16 protein-coding genes are annotated in these 20,381 nt (G+C 37.7%); 6 read left to right on the top strand and 10 right to left on the bottom strand.

What is annotated here, in order from left to right; translation table 11 throughout:
• Positions 1-20 precede the first annotated feature (20 nt).
• The 7 genes from HMPREF9331_RS00760 to HMPREF9331_RS00720 form a co-directional block, all read right to left on the bottom strand.
• Positions 21-1,253: a cytochrome c oxidase subunit II gene (locus tag HMPREF9331_RS00760; RefSeq protein WP_016419288.1), complete on the bottom strand. Its 1,233-nt coding sequence runs from the start codon at positions 1,251-1,253 to the stop codon at positions 21-23.
• Positions 1,254-1,940: 687 nt separating this feature from the next.
• The gene (locus tag HMPREF9331_RS00745; RefSeq protein WP_009745611.1) at positions 1,941-2,195 is read right to left on the bottom strand and encodes a hypothetical protein; all 255 of its coding nucleotides are present in this window, start codon (positions 2,193-2,195) and stop codon (positions 1,941-1,943) included.
• A 5-nt stretch (positions 2,196-2,200) separates the two neighbouring features.
• Positions 2,201-3,217, bottom strand: coding sequence for a hypothetical protein (locus tag HMPREF9331_RS00740; RefSeq protein WP_248641616.1), 1,017 nt, complete (start codon positions 3,215-3,217; stop codon positions 2,201-2,203).
• Positions 3,218-3,455: 238 nt separating this feature from the next.
• Positions 3,456-4,742 carry a hypothetical protein gene (locus HMPREF9331_RS00735; RefSeq protein ID WP_016419284.1) on the bottom strand — a complete coding sequence of 429 codons (1,287 nt, stop codon included), beginning with the start codon at positions 4,740-4,742 and terminating at the stop codon, positions 3,456-3,458.
• A gap of 14 nt (positions 4,743-4,756) precedes the next feature.
• Complete coding sequence (locus tag HMPREF9331_RS00730; protein WP_016419283.1) at positions 4,757-5,236, bottom strand: hypothetical protein; 480 nt, start codon at positions 5,234-5,236, stop codon at positions 4,757-4,759.
• 4 nt (positions 5,237-5,240) lie between these two features.
• Positions 5,241-6,749: a hypothetical protein gene (locus HMPREF9331_RS00725; protein WP_016419282.1), complete on the bottom strand. Its 1,509-nt coding sequence runs from the start codon at positions 6,747-6,749 to the stop codon at positions 5,241-5,243.
• Positions 6,743-6,976, bottom strand: a complete 234-nt coding sequence (locus HMPREF9331_RS00720; RefSeq protein ID WP_016419281.1) for an SWIM zinc finger family protein — start codon at positions 6,974-6,976, stop codon at positions 6,743-6,745. Before HMPREF9331_RS00720 ends, HMPREF9331_RS00725 begins: the two co-directional genes overlap by 7 nt.
• Before the next feature lie 461 nt (positions 6,977-7,437).
• Here HMPREF9331_RS00720 and HMPREF9331_RS00715 point away from each other — a divergent pair, with 461 nt between their 5' ends.
• Genes HMPREF9331_RS00715 through HMPREF9331_RS00695 form a run of 6 tightly spaced genes read left to right on the top strand, consistent with a single transcriptional unit; the run spans position 7,438 to position 15,061 of the window.
• A complete protein-coding gene (locus tag HMPREF9331_RS00715; RefSeq protein ID WP_016419280.1) occupies positions 7,438-9,873 on the top strand; it encodes an SLBB domain-containing protein in 2,436 nt (811 codons plus the stop codon).
• A gap of 7 nt (positions 9,874-9,880) precedes the next feature.
• Entirely contained in the window at positions 9,881-10,990 is a 1,110-nt protein-coding gene (locus HMPREF9331_RS00710) for a Wzz/FepE/Etk N-terminal domain-containing protein (protein WP_016419279.1), read from the top strand.
• 26 nt (positions 10,991-11,016) lie between these two features.
• Positions 11,017-11,199: a CAL67264 family membrane protein gene (locus HMPREF9331_RS00705; protein WP_016419278.1), complete on the top strand. Its 183-nt coding sequence runs from the start codon at positions 11,017-11,019 to the stop codon at positions 11,197-11,199.
• Positions 11,200-11,219: 20 nt separating this feature from the next.
• Complete coding sequence (locus tag HMPREF9331_RS00700; RefSeq protein ID WP_016419277.1) at positions 11,220-12,806, top strand: NADP-dependent glyceraldehyde-3-phosphate dehydrogenase; 1,587 nt, start codon at positions 11,220-11,222, stop codon at positions 12,804-12,806.
• 26 nt (positions 12,807-12,832) lie between these two features.
• The gene (locus HMPREF9331_RS12660) at positions 12,833-13,021 is read left to right on the top strand and encodes a hypothetical protein (protein ID WP_016419276.1); all 189 of its coding nucleotides are present in this window, start codon (positions 12,833-12,835) and stop codon (positions 13,019-13,021) included.
• A 51-nt stretch (positions 13,022-13,072) separates the two neighbouring features.
• The gene (locus HMPREF9331_RS00695) at positions 13,073-15,061 is read left to right on the top strand and encodes a ComEC/Rec2 family competence protein (RefSeq protein ID WP_016419275.1); all 1,989 of its coding nucleotides are present in this window, start codon (positions 13,073-13,075) and stop codon (positions 15,059-15,061) included.
• A gap of 61 nt (positions 15,062-15,122) precedes the next feature.
• Here HMPREF9331_RS00695 and HMPREF9331_RS00690 read toward each other — a convergent pair whose 3' ends face one another.
• From HMPREF9331_RS00690 to terL, 3 genes are all read right to left on the bottom strand, one after another.
• Entirely contained in the window at positions 15,123-16,076 is a 954-nt protein-coding gene (locus tag HMPREF9331_RS00690) for an NAD(P)H-dependent flavin oxidoreductase (RefSeq protein WP_016419274.1), read from the bottom strand.
• A gap of 393 nt (positions 16,077-16,469) precedes the next feature.
• Positions 16,470-18,215 carry a thiamine pyrophosphate-dependent enzyme gene (locus HMPREF9331_RS00685; protein ID WP_016419273.1) on the bottom strand — a complete coding sequence of 582 codons (1,746 nt, stop codon included), beginning with the start codon at positions 18,213-18,215 and terminating at the stop codon, positions 16,470-16,472.
• Between the two features lie 208 nt (positions 18,216-18,423).
• Entirely contained in the window at positions 18,424-20,292 is a 1,869-nt protein-coding gene (gene terL, locus HMPREF9331_RS00680; protein ID WP_016419272.1) for a phage terminase large subunit, read from the bottom strand.
• Positions 20,293-20,381: the final 89 nt, after the last annotated feature.

Genomic DNA, 20,381 nt, shown 5'->3' with positions numbered 1-20,381 from the left:
TGAAGTACTTTAATTTATAGCTATTCTTTTTTATTTTTGATGATAAATAACCTGTAAGTCGTCGAGAAAAAATAATTTTTATAAACGAATAAAGCATAATCCCACTTAGGATGGGTATATATCAGATAGTTTTCGTATTGTTCTAAAGTTCCTCCTGAGATAGAAAAGTAGGAAGTATTATTATCCAAGAGGTTTTCTCCATCGAACATAGTCATTTCTTCTTTCAGATGAAAGGTTTTTCCATTTACCTCAATAGAAAGGAAAAGAATACCTTCTTCCCAAGTGGTACGATAAGAGATTGATCCTCCTCCAATTCCTGAGCCTATATTACTTCCTGAACTTTCTTTTTTGAAATATTGAGGAATGATTTTCTCACGTCTTTGGCTCTCTTCTTTAGGAATATTTTCATCTTTGTAAGAGAATAAGTCCATTCTTTTTCCTTTTAACATCTTATCATCACCAATGATATTCTCTTTTTCATAATCAGAAAGCTGTTCCATAGACTGAAAAGACTTATTGCCATCTATTGCCCAAGAGCAATAACGTTTTCCCTTAAAATCTACCAAATAATCCCCATAGAACCCATCAAAAAGATTCTCTATCCCATCTTTTTTTTCTATTTTCAATGTATCAATCCTGTTTCCTTGCGTATCATATTTGGATAAATAACCTAAAGGTTCATCATCACTTATAATAAGTTCATTTTTCTGATTGACAAAAGCAAATTCTATTAATTTGTTTTCTCCTTCGGGAAGCATCTCCATCGTATTTCCTTCATAAGAAATTGTATTTCCACTAAGTGTTACATATTTTTCATATTTAGAAGGAAGTGTCATATTTGAAAATGTTTTTACTATAGAGTTATAAAGTCCATCATAACCAAAGAGACTTGCTATTAATGGAATGACAAAAAGTCCTGAAATAAAAAGTCCTATTTTGGCTATTTTCCTAACTTTTTCTGATTTATAAAAGAAAGAAAAATAGATAAGTACTCCTATCACTAAGGTAAATATTATAGAAAGACATAACATAGCAATTATGATAAAGAAAAATAACATATATTTTGCTATGTCAGAATAAAATGCATAGTAAATCAAAAGCCCCAATACTAAAAGAAGAGGGCTTATAAGCACAAGAAATAGTTTTTCATTTATATAAGTATCAATATCATAGGTTACAATAGTAAGATATAAAGCATATAGTAAGATACTAACAAGAAAAACTTTCCAAAAGCGTGGTTTTTTATTTTTCATAAGTGTAAAATTATTTTATAAGAGATGAATTATGTACTTTGATACATTTTCACATAGAGATATATAGCCGAAACCATATTATTGACATTGCGAATAAAAATACTTGTTATCCAAAGTCCTTTCTTTGCCCATCTGTAGAAAAAACTATAAAATAAAAAGAATAATAAAGCTATCAATAAAGGAACCGCTATAAGATTCATATAGAAATACATCATTGAAACTCTGAAATTACTAAAATCAAGATAATCCAAATCGGTAATGTGTGCCATTATAGCGTAATAGAAATTGATAAGTAAGAGAATCAAACTTATAACGATGCCTACTGAGATACTTGGTTTCTTTTTCATAAACTAATGATAGTATCTTATCTTATAAATAAAACAAAGCTGCCATTAATAACGTAATAACTAATCCTATTCTCGCCCATTTATAGAAGAAACTATAAAATAGAAAGAATAATAGATTGACTCCAATGATAAAAGGAAATATATAGAATATAAAAAGATAAATAAAAAACTCTAAACTATTGTAATTAAATTCGAAACCATTTCTTTCTATATAATATACAAACATATAAACAATAGATAACACAGTAAGTGCTATGTTTATAATAATTCCTATTTTGATATTCGGCTTTTTCTTCATATAATTAATTTTTAATTAGTAAAACGGTTATATTTTAAACATTTATACTGTATAATACACAAAAACAAGACTATATAATAGAATAACCAACCAATGATAGCGCTTGACATAAGAGAGCACATTAGCAAGTGAGACAAGCCAAGCAATCATCCCTACTGAAATATAGATAAAAAGCTTAATAGGTACGTCAATATTAATATCTGAGGAATATTTTATCTTTGCTAAAACAATAAAAATTACTATCGGAAGCCAAGCCAATATAGGAAATCCCTTTTTATTTTTCGTATATTCTTTCATAATCTTCAAGATTTGTTTTTTATTAGGTAATATTTGTATCCTGTACCGAGCAAAGCATAGGATAAGTGTCTGTTAGTATATAATCGTATATCATTGTATATTTCCAGTGTTTCATTCTGATTCTGATAATAGCGAATATCATCGGTATGGCCAAAAGGAAAAAGATTTTGATAATAGAAAGTCTTTAGGTGTAGCTGCTGTTCATTCAAGAGCAACTTGAAATATACATCGCCTCGATATTTCTCTTCTTCAAAAGATTCTCTTTCTCCCAGTAGTTGAAGTCCAGAATTATAGGTTTGTTTTTTCAAATAATACACAGGTTCTATATGGCGCTCTTTTGGGGCTTCTCCTATTTCAGGAGTAGGATTTTTGAAAGTTGTAAACAAATAAAAATGAGCTGGAAAAGAAAAATCTATATCTTTTGAAGAGAAGAAACCTTTCGTATAGGAATAATACAATTCATTTTCTTTTTTGATAATAACAATTTGGTTCTCTTCACCATATATGTGTATAATGGTTATCAAATCGGTAGGATCCTCAAACAAATAGGCTTTTATATCTTTTTCTGAGAGTTGAGCTTCCCCTTTTAGTTCTTTCATAGGTAGAAAATCCTTCTTACCATCTATCATAAAAGAAGAATAGGATTTTTCTACAAAATCTATCAAATAGCCCTCTTTAAGTGCGATGTTTCTCTTCTCTTCCTGATGATTCTCCAAATATAAGGTATCCGAAAGGTTTCCCTCTTTATCATATTTCAATATACAATCCACGGGCGCATTGGCCTCTTTCTCATCATATTTGTAATACACTAACAGATTATCATTTGGGTCAAAGAACAAATCAGTATAAGCATATATGTCATTTTGAGGAATAGGCATAATTATTTTTCCTGCTTGCCTTACCTCTTTGTCATCTAACAAATCATATCCTCTAAGCTCTTTGGGCATCTCTATATAAGAAATAAGATATTTGTAATAGGAATATACCACAGACGAATGCTTAACAAGAGAAAACACAAGCATACAAATAGGAAATATACGTATAAAACGCTTAGTTACGCTATTCTTTTGATAGTAATAATAGGAAAATACACCTATCAAGAAAGATAACACATACAATGTATATAATAATATTTCTTTTTTTATAAATACAGTTCCATAATCACCTGATAAAATTAAAAAATATACCAATAAAAAAATAACCCCTGTAAGAAAAGCAAAAAACAAATGTGGTAATTTCTTTTTCATAGCTGTGAAATATTTATTTTATCATATAAACATATTCCCCATCATAGAAAATAGCATAAGATAGATGCTTATTGGTATAAAGAAACATATCTTTGTACTTCTCTAAGGTTTCCTCTTCATTTTCTATATAATAAGTAGGGGTTTTAAGTTGGTCGTATCCTTTATAGTTAGATACTTTTTCTTTTTTAAAGTGAAAAGTATCTTTTCCTATTTTAAGGTCAAATAACAATTGTATATCAGAATAAGCCACCTCACAATTTTCCCCTTCGTCATTCCTAAAAAAGCCATTCATAGTAAGATACTCATAATAAAAATCTTGTGGAAGAATATTTTTCCGCTCGAAGGAATACGCTCCCTTTTCTTCCTCTTTTTCCAATATGGAAAACAGATTACTTATAAGCATATTTTCATCCTGATCATCTCTGTACTGAGTATTCTTTTCTGATGTAGGAGGGAAAAAGTAATAGGCTTGGCCATCCTCTACAAATATTCCTATTATTGCAGGATATCCTCCACATTCTCCTTCATCAGAGAGGAATGTTTCGTAATAAGATATAGGTGCCGTCGTTTCTCTATGAGCAGGATCATATCCCTTCAAATATTCCATAGGTTGCATAATAAATGATCCGTCATAGGTATGATTTGCATATTCATAAGTACTAAGATCTATAATATAGTTTCCTTTTAGCAAAAACTCTCCTATTGGTTCTTCCTCTGGATGTGCCAAGAAAACAATATACTTAACTTTTCCTATTGTATCATACACAACCATATAAGGAGGTGTCTCAAAAGAATCATCACCTACAAGTTCCCCTGATATATAGAAAGGATTTTCCACTTGATGTTTTTCTGTATATAGTACTACTAACTCGTGATTTTCATTAAGCAAACATTGTTTTATATGATATCCTTCTTTAGTGGAAAGTAGCGAAAATCTCGTATTAGCTGTAACTCCTGAGGTATCTGCTAAGGAAAGGAAACGGCGTGCTTCCTCTTGCTTCCCAATACGTGAATATTGTAAAAACACTTCTTGGCATATATTTGGCGAATAAAGTACAAAGAGTACAAAAGCTGTAAACACCCCTATTCCATAGAAAAAAATTCTTTTAGCCCAACGATAATGAAAGCTATAAAACACCAACATTCCCAAGACAAAAGGAATAAGAACAAACTTTGCTAAGAACTTACCTCCCATTTGTGTAACTATAGTATATATCTCATAAACTATAAAAGCATAAACTACAACAAAAGCAATTCCTGTAAGAGAGGCAAAAAATAAGTGTAATAATTTCTTTTTCATAGCTGTAAATACTTTTAATTATGCCAAATAGGAAATAGAATATAATATAATGCAAACAAAAGAGGTGTATAATGGAATAATAAAGTACAAACTATAAGAATAACTCCGGAAGCAGCTAATATCTTCCATAATTTAGGATATATAAATACATAAATACCCAAAAATAACATTGATATTTCCGATATACGTCCCAGCATACCAAAGATTCCAAACCAAAATTCAAAGAATGATGAGGTATCAAAATAAGGAAAAAGAAAAGGAAAGGTAACAATAGAACAAATAATAATTCCCGTTTGGTTTTTCTTATATATATTATATCCTAACAGATTTACCATCAGGCAAAAGAAAAAAAGATATAGCACCTGAGGGACAACATAGAAAATGGCATATCCCGAACTATCTGTACGGAACATCCATAGGGAGAAGGCTACTAAAATAGCCAATAGTATAACCATTGCGATGGTCATAACTCTTAAAAAAGGAGGCTTTTCCATAGGATTATATTTTATAGTCTATAATTATTTCATTTAAGATTTGTACAAAAGAGTACTTTTTCTTATGTCGCTGCTTCAATTTTTCTATTAATTTTCTTATTTTTTCTTTTTCTTCAGGTGCATCCTCTATCATTTTACGAATAAACGAAGCTACTTTTTCATATTCGGTACGATAATAGGCATTTTCTGCATAAGCAATCACATCTTTATAAAGTTTGTCCATGATTTCAGTATCATGATTTTTCTTCAGATAATGTAGATAATTTAGGATCGTAGGTATATCCGTATTTTTTACCTTTTCCCATAGAACTTCGTGCATATCTTCTTTTTGGTAGATAAGAAAAAGAATAGGAGATACGACAGCAACATTCCTATAAGCACTCAATCTTTTCTTTCGTTCATTATAGTAGGTCTCTTGTTTCTTTATTTCTTCACTTATTACCTTTTCCCATTCTTCAGCGGTATAAGTGCTTTTCCAATTATCATAGTATTGACTATCTCCATCTCCATAAAAAGCATATTTCTTGTAATATTTCCGCATTGTATCAAAGTCTCCTTCCTCTTTAGCTATCTGTAACAGCAATTCTTCCCATTCTCTTACAATATTTTCTGTTCCATATCGCTGTTTTAGTTCTGTAATCCCTTCTTTTAGACATGTTTTTGCTGCTTTATAATCCTTTTTCTCTATAAGCATATCTACTTTAATCCTTCTAAAGAAAGGATGTTCTATATTTTTATCTATGATTTTATCTGCTTCTTTTTGTTTTCCTAATTGTGATAACAATTTTATCTTTTCAATCGTATAAAATCTCCTTATACTACCTGATATTCTATTTTTATCAAGTAATTTATCTATTGCCTGTAAATAATCTTCCTCTTTTTGTAATGTAATACTAAGTTTCCTACCTGCTTGAGGAAGTTTGTTATCATAATAATCTTCATAAAGTTCTGCATTTTTAACCATCTGCTCTAAGAGAAAGGAAAATATTACCTCTTTTAGGCTTAGTGGTACTCTTTCATCCTCTGCTAAGAAGATAATAACATCTAGTACCTTATTAGTATTACTGATAAAGGTATTAATTGGATAGCTTGACTTAACGATTATCTCATGTAACTTGACAAAAAGACATTTAGCGAATATAAAAGCATCGCGATAGTTACTATTTCCTATATAGGTATTAATAGTTTTAAGGTGTTTCTTAATTTCTTTGTTCAGGTCTGGTAGATTTTGAGGCTCGCCACCACGATAGCGAGGCTTGATGGTTTGGTCTATAATATCTGTTATCTTCTTTTCAAAATCGTTATTCTCATTTTTATCTATAAAATAAAGTTGAAAATCACTTTTGAAAACCTTATTCTTAGTCATATAAGTTTTGATAAATTCCTCCAGCTCTGTACGGGATATTTTTTCCAATAAGCTTTTAAGGCTATCTCTCTTACTTTTAGTTCCTTGTTTTCCTTTGGCTGCTTCTTGTTGTTTTTTAGCCTCTATAGCCAAGAAAACGGCTACCATATGCGAGCAAACACCTTTTTTTTATGCTCACAAGAGCAAGAAGTCTCCCTAATGGTATTCTTATGCAGTAGTATTTCCACTTCATAAGTAGTAGCTCCCTCTACCGAGGCGACCCATAGACCGTCCTCAAGCTCTTCTAAGGAAGATACTTTACCTTGTTCAAAGGCTTCTTCGCCTTGTTTTACCAAGATTTTATCTACAAACTTATCAAAATTCTGAATAGTCATGATTTTTTTACTCTTTTATGAGGATTATTTTATAATATAAGTACCCACAGGGGTATATAGTAAATGATATTTCAGGTTTTTATTACTATATAAATAGATATATTTACACATTTCAAGAGGCTCTGTGCCATTTTCCCAATAGTAAGTAGGGAACTTTACACTTCTTCCATGATAAACAAAGGATAAGAGCAATTTACTCGGCAAAGATAGTGAAAATATTTGTTAATTGTTAATTGTTAATTGTTAATTATTACACCCGCATTTTATTGATATTGTTATCATCAAAATTTACTTTTACCTATCATATAAACTCATTGACAATCAATATTTTAAAAATATATTTAGTGCTTATTTGTTATTTAAAAGTACTTGCGAAATTGGAATGAATAATTAATGTTTAAAATATTTTATTTTCTCAGATAAACGAAGTATATTTGCACTCTGATTAAAAACAGCGAACAATGATTAGGAAAATCTTATTTTTTCTTCTTTTAAGTGTAGGTTTCTCCCTTTCACTTTCTGCACAAGTACAGAATCTTAACTTAGAGCAACTTGCCTATATCAATGTAGATCAACTCTCTGACGAACAAATTCAATCCTTTTGGGAAAAAGCACAAGCACAAGGCTACTCCATCACTGACTTAGAGACTGCTGCTCGTGTAAAAGGCGTGCCTGTCTCTCAGATTACTAAGCTCAGACAACGTATCATGACCCTTTCTACTACTGCCAAAAGGAAAACAACTACCCCAAGTAGTAAGCCTACCTCTTCTGAGCAAGAAGTATTTGGCCGTACAGGAAAAGAAAGAGATTCTATCATGGTTATGAAAAAAAGTAGAGTTTTTGGCTACGATTTTTTCCAAAATCCTAAAATCTCCTTTAACCCAACGATCAATGTACCTACCCCTGAGAGTTACATCATCAATACAGGAGACGAACTCTTGGTAGAGGTATGGGGTGCTGCCGAAAGTAGCACTACCCAAAAAGTGGATAATCAAGGAAATATTATTCTCCCTATGGCTGGAAAGGTGCATGTAGGAGGTCTCAACTTTGTAGAAGCTAAAGCACGTATCAATACTGCTTTGCGTAAGATATATGCAGGTATCTCCGCCCCTGAAGGTAGTTATGCTAAGGTATATACAGGCGTTTCCATTGCCAATATCCGTACCGTAAAAGTCAATATCATAGGAGAAGTAGAAGCCCCAGGCACTTACTCTCTTAGTGCTCTTTCTACAGTAATCAATGCGCTCTATGCCAGTGGAGGCCCTACTGAAAATGGTTCTTTTAGAAATATACAAGTGGTTCGTGGAGGAAAAACCATCGCCCACTTAGATATTTACAACTTCTTACTCAAGGGTTCCCAAGAAGGGAATATCAACCTCAATGACCAAGATGTCATCATTGTACCTCCTTATAAAAACCAAGTAGAGGTAATCGGCTTTGTCAAAAGAGAAGGTATCTATGAGGTCAAAGATGGTGAAAAACTCTCTGCTTTAGAGGATTATTTTGGAGGATTCAAATCCAATGCCTACAAAGATGTAATGGTAGTAGAGCGCATCATAGGTGCCAAGCGCGAAGTAAAGGAAGTCCCCTATAATGAAGCCAGCAAATTTACTATGCAAGCAGGTGACAAACTCCTAGTACATAAGCTCTCCGATGTATATCACAACCGAATCAGTATCACAGGGGCGGTATATCAACCAGGCAACTATGCTTACTCAGAAGGTATGACCGTCTTAGACCTTATACAAAAAGCTGCAGGTGTAAGGGAAGAAGCCTATCTGAATCGTGCTATTCTCTTCCGCTCTATAGACCATGTAGATAAGCAAAGTCTTAATTTTTCACTCAAAGATCTCTTAGAAAAGAAACAAAGTATTGCCCTACAACCCAATGATAGTCTGCATATATATGGCAGAGATAGTCTCATCGCCAAGCCTATGGTACGTATAGAAGGAGCTGTACGCAAGCCTCAGAAGTTTGCCTATGCCAAGGGACTACTCCCTGCCGACCTTATCATCATGGCTGGCGGCTTTATAGAAGGCGCTGACCAAACACAAGTGGAGGTAGCTCGCCAACTGAATGATGCCAATTTCAAGACCATCAGCAAAGTATATACTGTATCCCTCTCTAAAGAAGGAGGGGAAAGTATCGCCTTAGAACCCAATGATATAGTAACCGTCCGCTATCAAAAGGGCTATGTACCCCAACAAGTAGTCAAGATAGAAGGAGAAGTCTCTTTTCCTGGTTTTTATGCTATCCTTACTAAAGAAGAGCGTATCTCAAGCCTTATAGAACGCTCTGGAGGATTAGCTCCTTATGCCTATGTGGAAGGTGCTACCTTAGTAAGAAGGAAAGATAAAGACGAAAAAGATCGAAAAGCCCAAGAAAAACAACTTAAGAAACTTAAAAAGACGGACAAGGATCTCACTCTTATTGAAACTAAAGAGGAAGAAAATACCCCTGAAGCGTCTGAATACCGTGTAGGTATCAATCTTAAAAAAATCATGGAGAATAAGAACTCCTATCAAGATCTTGTACTAAAAGATGGGGATGTTCTTATTATCCCTTCTGAAAAACAAACCGTTGAGGTAAAGGGATTGGTACTGGCTCCTTCTTTAGTGCGCTATGAAAAGGGAAAATCTACTAAATCCTATATCAATAGTGCAGGAGGATTCTCCGACAATGCTCAGAAAAAATCAGTCTATGTAGTATATGCCAATGGAGATGTAAAAGGTACCAACCGCTTCCTTTTCTTTAGAAGCTACCCTAAAGCTGCTCCAGGAGCATTGGTGATTGTTCCTGAAAAACCAGAGAAAAAAGCAGTCTCTACAGCTGAAACGGTTAGTATAATGACCGCAATAACTACCTTAGCTATACTTATTTACAACACTTTTAAATAATAGAAATATGGATCAAGAAATACAAAAAGATGATGAGATAGATTTGCTTGCCCTATTGCTAAAAATATGGAATGGAAAGAAAACTATTTTAAAATATTTTATCATATTCCTACTTATAGGTATTTTTATTGCTATTTTTTCTAAAAAGGAATATACTGCTACTTCATTAGTATTAGCTCAAGAAAGTAGTTCCTCCTCTGGTGGAGGCTTATCAGGCTTGGCTTCTTTAGCGGGTATCAATTTGGGTTCCTCTTCAGGAGAACTAATTTCTCCTAAGCTCTATACAAGTATTGCCTCCAGTATTCCTTTTCAAAGGAAGATGACACAAGTTTCTATACAAACTTCCAAAGACAGTACTCCTATAACTTATGAGCAATATTGCCAGAAATACCAAAAAGCAGGAGCCTTGGACGTGGTAAAGAAATATACCATTGGCTTACCTGGAGTTATCATAGGAGCCTTTTCCTCCAAAGATAAAGAGGTTGTACCTGAGCCAACAGCCGATGGTTCCTTAGAAGTATATAGTGTTACTCCTAAAGAGAAAGAATTATTTTCTCTACTAAGCAGCCAACTACAGATCACTAATAACGAGAAAGACAATACTATTTCTTTCTCTTTCTCCATGGGTGATCCTGTAGCTGCTGCTCAGATGCTAAGTCAGGCTAAAAAAACACTACAAGAGACTATCATAGAGTTCAAAACTCGTAAGGCTAAAAGCCAATTGGAGTTTATAGAAAGACAGTATGAAGAGGCCGAAAAGAACTTTAAGGAAAAACAAATGAGATTGGCAGCTTTCCAGGATAGTAATAGAGGTCTTATCACTGCGGTACCTATGACCCGCCAAACACAATTACAAGCCGAATATAGCTTGGCTAATAATGTGTATATAGAACTGGCCAAGCAGCTTGAAAACCAAAAAATCAAACTACAAGAGGACACCCCTGCTTTTATTGACATAGAACCTGTCAGTATTCCCTTAGAAAAATCAAAACCTAAAAGAGGCATGATTATTGCCATTTGGGGATTTTTGGGTATCGTTGTAGGAATTGGCATTATTTTTGGTAGAGATTTCATCAAGAGTATAAAAAATAAATCTACTTCTGAGGGAGATATATAAATAGTATCTTTAAAATATTGATTATTATGGGTTTAAATAAAAATTCTGTTTTAGGATATGCTACTTTGATTATGATCCTCTTTGGATTAATACTCATAGGGCTGGGTATCTTCCGTTATGAAGATGTAGCTGGCTGGGGATTTGCTGCTACTGGGGTGGGATTCCTAGCTATTGCTTGGGTGTTTGATGCACTAAAAGGCAGAGTATAAAACAACTTAACTATAAAATAATGAACGAATTTCAACCTATACCTAAGGCTTATGTTTGTAACCCCTTACATCATAAGACTTATCTTATAAATGGAGAACTCAGAGAGTGGAAAGGAGCCTGTGATGAGGTGTATTCCACTATTTCCTCTACAGAACAATATGCTCCTACCTTGGTAGGAAGTGTTCCTCACTTGACTGAAAAAGAAGCTCTTGAAGCCCTTGAAGCAGCAGCAAATGCCTATGGAAAGGGTAACGGCCTATGGGCTACTATGCGTGTAAAAGATCGTGTAGAGATCTTGGAACGCTTTACCAAAGAGATCCAGCACAAGCGTGATGAGGTGGTACAGCTGATGATGTGGGAGATTGGTAAAACAATTCTTGAATGTCAAAAAGAGTTTGATCGCACCATAGAATACTTATACAATACCTTAGAGGAGTATAAGAAATTAGATCGTGATAGTGCCCATTTCCAAAAAAAAGATGGTATCTATGCTCATATTCGTCGTGGCCCTTTAGGAATTGTCCTCTGTTTGGGGCCTTATAACTACCCTCTTAATGAATCATTTGCGCTGCTGATTCCTGCACTGCTGATGGGAAATACGGTTATCTACAAACCCCCAAAATATGGCGTATTGCTTATTACTCCTCTATTGGAAGCCTTTAGAGATTGTTTCCCTAAGGGAGTTATCAATATTGTTTTTGGGCGCGGTAGAGAAATTGCCTCTCCTATTATGGAAACTGGCCGTATAGATGTTTTAGCACTTATCGGTAATAGCCGCTCGGCTATAGCCCTACAAGACAAACACCCTCACAAGAATCGATTGCGTTTGGTACTAGGCTTGGAAGCTAAAAATCCTGCCATTGTCCTACCCGATGCAGATATAGATCTTGCTGTAAAAGAATGTGTGGCAGGAGCGCTTACCTTCAATGGGCAACGTTGTACCGCCTTGAAAATACTCTATGTACATGAGGATGTAAAAGAGGCTTTCTTGTCCAAATTCACTGAGGAGGTAGACAAACTCCCCTTTGGAAACCCTTGGGAGGTGAACGTAAAACTCACTCCCCTACCCGAGCCTGATAAACCACAATATATCCAAGACCTTATAGATGATGCCCTACAGAAAGGAGCTAAGATTCTCAACAAGAAAGGTGGTGAGCGTTGTGAGAACTTTATCTTCCCTGCGGTACTTGCTCCTGTGAGCCCCGATATGCGTGTCTATCAGGAAGAACAATTTGGCCCTGTGGTACCTGTACGTTTCTTTACTGATATTGACCAAGTAAGAGAAGAGATTGCCGACTCTCACTATGGCCAACAGGTGAGTATCTTTGGGCATGATGTCTATACATTGGCACCACTAATTGATGCTATGGTAAACCTTGTATGTAGGGTGAACCTCAACAGCTTATGTCAGCGAGGTCCTGATGTATTTCCTTTCACAGGCCGCAAGGATTCGGCTGTGGGTACTCTTAGTGTGTATGATGCACTTCGCTCGTTCTCTATACGTACTTTTGTAGCTTCTAAGGATAATCCATATAATAATGAAATCCTTGAAAACTTACTAAAAACAGAAACGTCCAACTTCATCAATACCACTTATATACTATAGGATTTTAATTTTTTAATATATATCATATGAAACTATTTGTCATCGTATTGATTATCTTAGGCCTATGTGTTCTAGGCATGGCAATAAAAATATGGGGCAAAAAAGGAGGTCGATTCTCCGGTACTTGTGCCAGCCAAAGTCCTTATTTGAACCCTGAAGGGACGCCTTGCAGTTTTTGTGGAAAGCTCCCCGATGAGGCGGAATGTAAAAAATAATATTCAACAAGTCAGTTATCCTAAGGGGTAACTGGCTTTTTTGTATATCAGATGAAGCCTACTCCCTTCAATTTCCCCTTGTGCATCCTTCTTTTGGGTATGATCCTTGGTATTATAGGACAAGACTTACTCAATAAGATAGGAATAGCCATGAGCCTGCTGTTGAGCGGAATAGCAGTAGGGGGTATTTATTACTGCCATTTTAGACTGAAAAAGTTCCTAAAAGAGACCGTATTTTTAGCAGGAATGAGCTTGGGTATTTTGGCCTACAATATACATTATGAACCTAGCGATAGCAAGCATTACCTACATAAGCTCTCCCCTGAGAAAGCATATAGCCTTGTGGGAAGGATAGAACACATCAAGAATAGGCAGGTGATCGTTGCGCTAGAACCTACAGAAACGGCGAATTATAAAGGGAAACTCGTACTTTACCTAAAGGATACCCTCAGGGAAAAGGCTTTAGGACAAGCGATTCTCTTTCACAGTAAGCTCTCCCCTATTGCTCCTGCTCAAAATCCCTATCAGTTTGATTACAAACGCTATATGGAACACCAAGGGATCTATTGGCAGGGCTACCCTACCTGCTATGAAATCAAGGATGCTCCTTCCTTTTCTCCCTTTATAAAAGCCAAACAGCTACAAGGCTACTTGGCAGCTACCCTCTCCCACTATCCATTCTCTAAAGAAACTGTGGGGGTACTCAAAGCCTTAGTCTTGGGGGTTCGCTCGGATATTACTCCAGAGCTCTACCAACAATATATCAATGCGGGAGCTGTCCATATCTTAGCTATTTCAGGGCTTCACATAGGTATTATTACCTATTTGCTAACGCTTTTTATCTCCTTGGTGGTACCTGCACATAGAAAAGGGGTAAAAATAGTACTCCTCTTAGTCTTTTTACTTACTTATGCGGCTATTACAGGATTTTCTGCTTCTGTTCTGAGAGCTGTAGTCATGTTTGGCGGCTATAGTATTGCTTATTTGGCAGAAAGTAGAAGAGCTCGCTATGATAGTCTGCTACTTTCGGCTTTTATACTACTGCTTTGCAAACCCACTTTTCTTTTTGAGGTAGGATTTCAGCTGAGTTATATGGCGGTACTCTCTATTGCTTTGTTTTTACCGCTAGGAGAGAAGTATCGATTTGAAAATAGATTTCTTAACTTTTTTTGGGATATTATAAAGGTGAGTATCGCTGCTCAGATAGGTGTGTTACCACTCTCCTTGTACTACTTTCACCAATTTGCGGGATTGTTTCTAGTAACCAATGTACTGATTTTACCAATCTTAGGAGTTATCCTATCCGTAGGAATAGGCGTTGTCCTTTTGGCCAGTATACAGCTACTCCCCTATTGGCTTTTAGTCTGTTACGAGAAGGCTCTTTCGCTGATGAACCATATCATAGGCTATATAGCTTCGGTGGAACAGCTGGTTATTCGCGATGTGTATTTTGACACTATCTGCTTGTGCTTGTGTTACTTAGCTATTGCATGGGCTGTCATATACCTAAGGGCTAGAAAGATAAAATTTGTCTATTTTTTCTTTCTAACGCTACTGTCTTTGCAGACCTATTTCTTTTATCTGAAATATGAAAGTGCAAAAAAGGAGCAACTTATTGTCTTTCACCAATATAAAAAGACTGTTATTGCTTTACAGCAGGGTAGAGAAGCTACTTTTTATCTTTCTGACACTTTGTCAGTACCTCAAACTCTTATTAAGAATTTCTGTACTCAACAACAAGTGTCAAACCTTCATTATAAGGCCTTAGAGAATATAGTCCCTTTTAAAGAAGATTTTCTCACCATCATTGATGATAAATTCTATTTGGATACCTCCTACCCGACTCATTACCTATTGCTAAGAAATAATCCTAAAATTCACTTAGAGAAATTTTTGAGTAATATCCGCCCTAAAATGCTCATTGCCGATGGTAGTAACTACCCTTTTATCATAGAAAAATGGAAATATACCTGTCAGAGATTACAAATTCCTTTCTATGAGACGAAAATAAAACCAATAATAGTGACTAATGACGAGTGATTAGTGATTAGTGATTAGTGGTTAGTGGTTAGTGACTAATAGTTATTAGTGGTATTAATCATTAATCATTAGTGGCATTAATCATTAAGTTTCTGGTTTGTTGAAACTCTGCTAATACTTCCTCGAAGACCTCTTTGACGGTTTTTACCTCCTCTATCAGGCTGCTTACTTGGCCTATTTCTAATTCGCCTTCTTTAAGGTCTCCGTCATACATACCTAATTTGGTTCGTCCCTTACCTAATAGCTGTTTGAGATTCTCAGGGGTGGCTTCTCTTTGCTGATAAAGAGCTTCTACCTGCTCGTAGAAAGGATTCTTTAGCAGACGTACGGGAGAGAGTTCCTTAAGAGTTAATACCGTGTCACCCTCCTTGGCTTTGAGTACCTCTTGTTTGAAAAGGGAATGTACAGAGGCCTCCTCTGTGGCAATAAAGCGGCTACCCATTTGCACCCCTTGGGCACCGAGCGCCATAGTAGCATACATAGCGCTACCTGTGGCAATTCCTCCAGCTGCAATCACAGGAATGGTTACTTTCCGACATACCTCAGGCACTAATACCAAAGTGGTGGTCTCCTCTCGTCCGTTATGTCCGCCAGCTTCAAAGCCTTCGGCTACTACGGCATCTACTCCTGCTGCTTGAGCTTTGAGCGCAAACTTACTACTACTTACTACATGTACCACTTTCATTCCTTTCTCATGGAGCTTATCTGTCCAAAGGGCTGGATTCCCTGCCGAAGTAAAAACTACAGAGACGCCTTCGTCCATAATGACCTCCATGGTTTGGGCACTATTGGCGTACATAATAGGCACATTTACCCCAAAAGGTTTGCTAGTATGTGCTTTACACTGCCTGATTTGAGTACGTAACTCCTCGGCTGACATAGAGCCAGAACCTAGCAGCCCCAATCCGCCTGCGTTACTTACGGCTGTTACTAACTGCCATTGGCTCGCCCATATCATACCCCCTTGAATGATAGGATGTTCTATACCTAATAAAGTTGTTATTCTTGTTTTCAATTGTTAATTGTTAAATGTTAGAGTGTAAAAAAGTAGGAATAATTTCCTTTATCCCTACTTTTTCATTAGTCATTAGCCATTTAAGTTTCGCAAGCTCTGTAATCAACTGATTCTCAAAACATCCCCCCTACCCCCCCTCAAGGGGGGAGTTAGTAAGTAGTAGAGGTTCAATAAGTTATAGAAGGGAAAATTTCTAATTTAATAAACAAATTAGACCATTTCAACGCCCTTAAAGATACATACTCCGCTCTCGCAACTCACATACTCTGCTCCAAGTATTCGCAGACTATCCTTTGGAGGGGGGTGGGGGGAGGTTTTTACAAATAATTGTTTATCAGTTACTTGCAATTTTAATAGCAACCTAAAAACAACTTACGAAACTTAAATTAGTCATTATAAAATGTCCTTAATATGCTTTATACTATTGGCAATACTTTCTTTGGCTTCAGAAAAATCACCTTGTCCTATTTTCTTCATCACATTGGTAGCAAAACCTTTCATCTGGTCAAAAGTAATGTGAGGAGGCATGGCCAAGGTATCGCGATTGGTGTAGATATTGACCAAAGTAGGTCCCTCATGCTCAAAAGCAGCTTTTACAGTGGCTTCCAACTCTTCTGTTTTGTGTACCTCATAGCCCTTGATATTCATCAGGTCGGCTATTTTGTCAAAAGGAGGATTGACCATATTGGTCTGCCAATCTAGATAGCCAGAGACTTCCATTTCAAGTTTGACCATGGCAAGCGAACGGTTATTAAATACAAATATCTTTACAGGGTATTGATATTGCATAAGGGTAGCCAAGTCGCCCAAAAGCATAGAGAGTCCCCCGTCGCCACACATAGCCACTACTTGTCTGCCTGGAGAGGCAGCCGCTGCTCCGATAGCCATAGGCAGTGCATTGGCCATAGACCCATGGTTGAAAGAACCAGTGAGGTAGCGCTTGCCTGTACCCTTGACAAAACGAGCCGCCCAAACCACATTCATACCTGTATCTACGGTGAAAATAGCGTCCTCAGCGGCGTATTTGTCTAAAAGTTTAGCTGCATATTCGGGGTCTATCTGGTCTTCTTCGGTCTTTCTCTTGGTATAATCGTCCAAAGACTTCTCAAGTGACACATATTCCTTGTGGATATCCTTAAGGAAGCTATCATCGCTGCGTGGGGTAAGTTTAGGCAATAGCGCGGCAATGGTATCTTTTACATCGCCTGCAAAACCATAATCCACTTTGGCACGACGGCCGATAATATCAGGGCGCTGATCTATTTGGATGATGGTATTTTTCTTAGGCAAGAACTCGGCATAAGGGAAGTCAGTGCCTAGCATCACAAGTACATCGGACTCGGCACAAGCATCATAGCCAGAGCGATGTCCTAGGAGTCCGTTCATACCTGCTATATAGGGGCTATCGGTACGGTCAAAGAATATTTTCCCGCGGAAAGAAGTTACAATAGGTGCCTTGAGCGTCTCGGCTAGTTGTTCTACTTCACTTACAGCATATTGGCAGCCATGTCCGCAGTAAAGGGTTATTTTCTTGTGCTTGGTGTCGTTCAATACTGCGGCCAACTTATCTAGCTCGCTATCGGAAGGACGTACAACGGGCTTGGCCAAAAAGGTCTGAGTAGCGGTAGGTACTTCTTCCAAATCAGCTCCCGCCACATCGCCAGGTAAGCCCAATACAGCCACTCCTTTTTCGTTGATTGCCGTTTGTATAGCTCGCTGCATCATGGTAGTAAACTGCTTAGGCGTGTTGGCCACATATACATATTTGCTACAATCTTGGAATAACAAAAAAGGATTTGTTTCTTGGAACCAGTGGGTACCAAACTTCTGTGTAGCACAAGTACTAGCTATAGCAATGACAGGGTTGCCTGCACGATTGGCATCATAGAGCCCATTGATAAGGTGTACATGTCCAGGGCCTGAGCTTCCCATACAACAGCCTATGCCATTAAGTTCGGCATCCATAGAGGCTGCATAAGCTGCTGATTCTTCGTGGCGTACATGTATCCACTCAAGACGACCATCGCGACGAATGGCATCATTTACAGGGTTGAGGCTATCTCCAGTAATGGCATAAACTCTTTTTACACCTGCTTGTACTAACATTTCGACCAATTGGTCAGATACATTTTTACTCATAATAGGTATTTTAATCTTTTTAATTCATCTAAATCAAACGCAAAAGTACGTTTTTAATTTTTCACTTTTGTTTTTTTAAGAACAAATAACAGAACAGAGATTAATCCCCCTAACCCCAAAGGGAGGAAAGAGTAATCCCCCTAACCCCCGAAGGGGGAAAGAGAGGCGAGTACAATAGGATTAGTCACTTGTCACTTGTCGTTTGTCACTATCTAAGTCCAAACATCTCCGCAACGCTGACTCTCTTCGGGGGCTGGCGACACTCTATGGAGCCAGTGAGCGCATCGGGGGCGTCGTCATGGGCATTGGTGCCCACGCGGAGGTAACCCGTCAGGTCGCGGGCAAACTTGGGGAAGCGCTTTTTCCAATCCAGAGGCATCTTAATCAGCTTTTGCACTGAGGCGGAAGCGGCAAAAATCCTTGCTGTTTTGTTCTGATTCTGGTGAAACGGATTGAAGCGCGTCAGTCGGTTGCCTGTGTCCCATGAGCGTTGCTGGAGGTTGCTGACAAAGAGGTTGCCGCCGTTGTTACTCTCAATATGGCAGCGCTCTACTTGGTGTTGTTGGAGCATATAGGTCAGCGTGGTTTCCGTGACCTCCATAGGGTCTTTGGTGTAGAGCACATCTGTAATATAGTTGCCGTCTTCGGCTTCCTTATAAAATAAAGCACATAGGTAATCCGCCCCACTATCAGCCGCGTCAATATACGCTACTGAGTAGGAACGAGAAGGCAAGTCGGTATAACAAGTAAATTCCTCGTACATCAACCCTTGGGAAGGCTGTGGATTCTGTTGGTACAAACTCTCAAAGACAGTTGGGGAGCGACCTTTTATCTCTAAGAGTTTTTCCAAGCTATGTCGTTCAGGCCATAGGGGTTCGCCTTCTGCTCTAGGGTCTTGCTCGCTTGGCGGCCTGTTCTGTATAGCGGGGAAGCTCACCAATAGCCAACCTTGCGGGTTTTCTATGGGGTCATATATGCCCTCTTGTTCGAGCAAGCGTCCTGCTAAATCTTCCATATGCCAGCGGGTAAAGACCAACAGCTGTTGACTATCATTGTGCAAACGTGTGGAGGCTACTGTATCGTACCAGTCGGCCACGTTCTGTCTGATGACAGGCGACCAAGCCGACGATGCATCTTTGTATAAGTCGTCCATAATCAGCATATCCACAGGTTCGCCAGTTAGGGAACCTCCTACACCAATCGTCTTAAAGCTGCCTTGGTAGCCTACAATTTCGCACTCATCGGAGTTGCGGGCATAGTTGCGACTACGTCGGCCTTGTTCTTGGTAGCTTGCCTGACCCGCAAGGAGCGTTTGAGGAAACAGCTCATAGTAGCGGTCATCGTCCATGATACGTTGGAGTTCGCGGTTGAACTTACGCGCTTTGATAGCATTGTAGGAAACAATAGCAATACGTTTGTCAGGATCTTGCCCTAAGACAAAAGCAGGTAGGCGACGAGTAGCACCTTCGCTCTTGCCGTGTTGGGGCGGCATGGTGATCATCAGCTTTTTGATTTCTCCCAAGGCAAAGCGTGTCAGCACCTCGTAATAGGCAATGTGGAAAGGGGCGGGGGCAAAAGAAGGGAGTGTATGGCGGGTGAAGGATAGGAGGTTTTCTTGGGGCACGAGCTGCAAGCTCGCGCCAGCAGTGGAAGCTGTATTGGGTTGGGGATATTGGTGTTGAGCAGGTGTAGGGGCAAAGTCCGCGAGAGCGGAGTATGTGAGCAATTCGCCCATGTTGGGCAATTCGCCCTTATTTGATAATTCGCTCCCATTATGATTGTTCGTGTTATTATTCGTATTGTGTTGGGTATTTTGCGATTGGGCGAATTGCGATTGAGCATATTGGGGTTGGGCGAATTGCCATTCGCCCCTACTTTTAGACGCTGGCAAATCATGTGTTGCCCGCTTTTCACTATTAACTTTTCTCTTTTCACTTTCCATAGCCCATCCTTCCAAGCGCATAATGATACGAATGGCGGCAATACTATTGTTGATGGTAGGGACTATAGTCTCTCCATTGCTATCCAAAGGCTCACGACGAGCGTATGTCCAAAGAATTTCTAAAGCCTCTTCCATAATGATTAATGCCAACAATGATTAATGATTAATGCCAACAATGATTAATGATTAATGCCATAATGATTAATGATTAATGCCAACAATGA

The sequence above is a fragment of the Capnocytophaga granulosa ATCC 51502 genome, assembly GCF_000411115.1.
GTDB lineage: Bacteria > Bacteroidota > Bacteroidia > Flavobacteriales > Flavobacteriaceae > Capnocytophaga > Capnocytophaga granulosa.
This window is presented reverse-complemented; position numbering and strand designations above follow the sequence as displayed.

Excerpts from the sequence above, each read along its gene's own strand:
- HMPREF9331_RS00760 (WP_016419288.1), bottom strand. The coding sequence starts at position 1,253 with ATGAAAAATAAAAAACCACGCTTTTGGAAAGTTTTTCTTGTTAGTATC.
- HMPREF9331_RS00745 (WP_009745611.1), bottom strand. The coding sequence starts at position 2,195 with ATGAAAGAATATACGAAAAATAAAAAGGGATTTCCTATATTGGCTTGG.
- HMPREF9331_RS00740 (WP_248641616.1), bottom strand. The coding sequence starts at position 3,217 with ATGCTTGTGTTTTCTCTTGTTAAGCATTCGTCTGTGGTATATTCCTAT.
- HMPREF9331_RS00735 (WP_016419284.1), bottom strand. The coding sequence starts at position 4,742 with ATGAAAAAGAAATTATTACACTTATTTTTTGCCTCTCTTACAGGAATT.
- HMPREF9331_RS00730 (WP_016419283.1), bottom strand. The coding sequence starts at position 5,236 with ATGGAAAAGCCTCCTTTTTTAAGAGTTATGACCATCGCAATGGTTATA.
- HMPREF9331_RS00725 (WP_016419282.1), bottom strand. The coding sequence starts at position 6,749 with ATGGTAGCCGTTTTCTTGGCTATAGAGGCTAAAAAACAACAAGAAGCA.
- HMPREF9331_RS00720 (WP_016419281.1), bottom strand. The coding sequence starts at position 6,976 with ATGACTATTCAGAATTTTGATAAGTTTGTAGATAAAATCTTGGTAAAA.
- HMPREF9331_RS00715 (WP_016419280.1), top strand. The coding sequence starts at position 7,438 with ATGATTAGGAAAATCTTATTTTTTCTTCTTTTAAGTGTAGGTTTCTCC.
- HMPREF9331_RS00710 (WP_016419279.1), top strand. The coding sequence starts at position 9,881 with ATGGATCAAGAAATACAAAAAGATGATGAGATAGATTTGCTTGCCCTA.
- HMPREF9331_RS00705 (WP_016419278.1), top strand. The coding sequence starts at position 11,017 with ATGGGTTTAAATAAAAATTCTGTTTTAGGATATGCTACTTTGATTATG.
- HMPREF9331_RS00700 (WP_016419277.1), top strand. The coding sequence starts at position 11,220 with ATGAACGAATTTCAACCTATACCTAAGGCTTATGTTTGTAACCCCTTA.
- HMPREF9331_RS12660 (WP_016419276.1), top strand. The coding sequence starts at position 12,833 with ATGAAACTATTTGTCATCGTATTGATTATCTTAGGCCTATGTGTTCTA.
- HMPREF9331_RS00695 (WP_016419275.1), top strand. The coding sequence starts at position 13,073 with ATGAAGCCTACTCCCTTCAATTTCCCCTTGTGCATCCTTCTTTTGGGT.
- HMPREF9331_RS00685 (WP_016419273.1), bottom strand. The coding sequence starts at position 18,215 with ATGAGTAAAAATGTATCTGACCAATTGGTCGAAATGTTAGTACAAGCA.
- terL (WP_016419272.1), bottom strand. The coding sequence starts at position 20,292 with ATGGAAGAGGCTTTAGAAATTCTTTGGACATACGCTCGTCGTGAGCCT.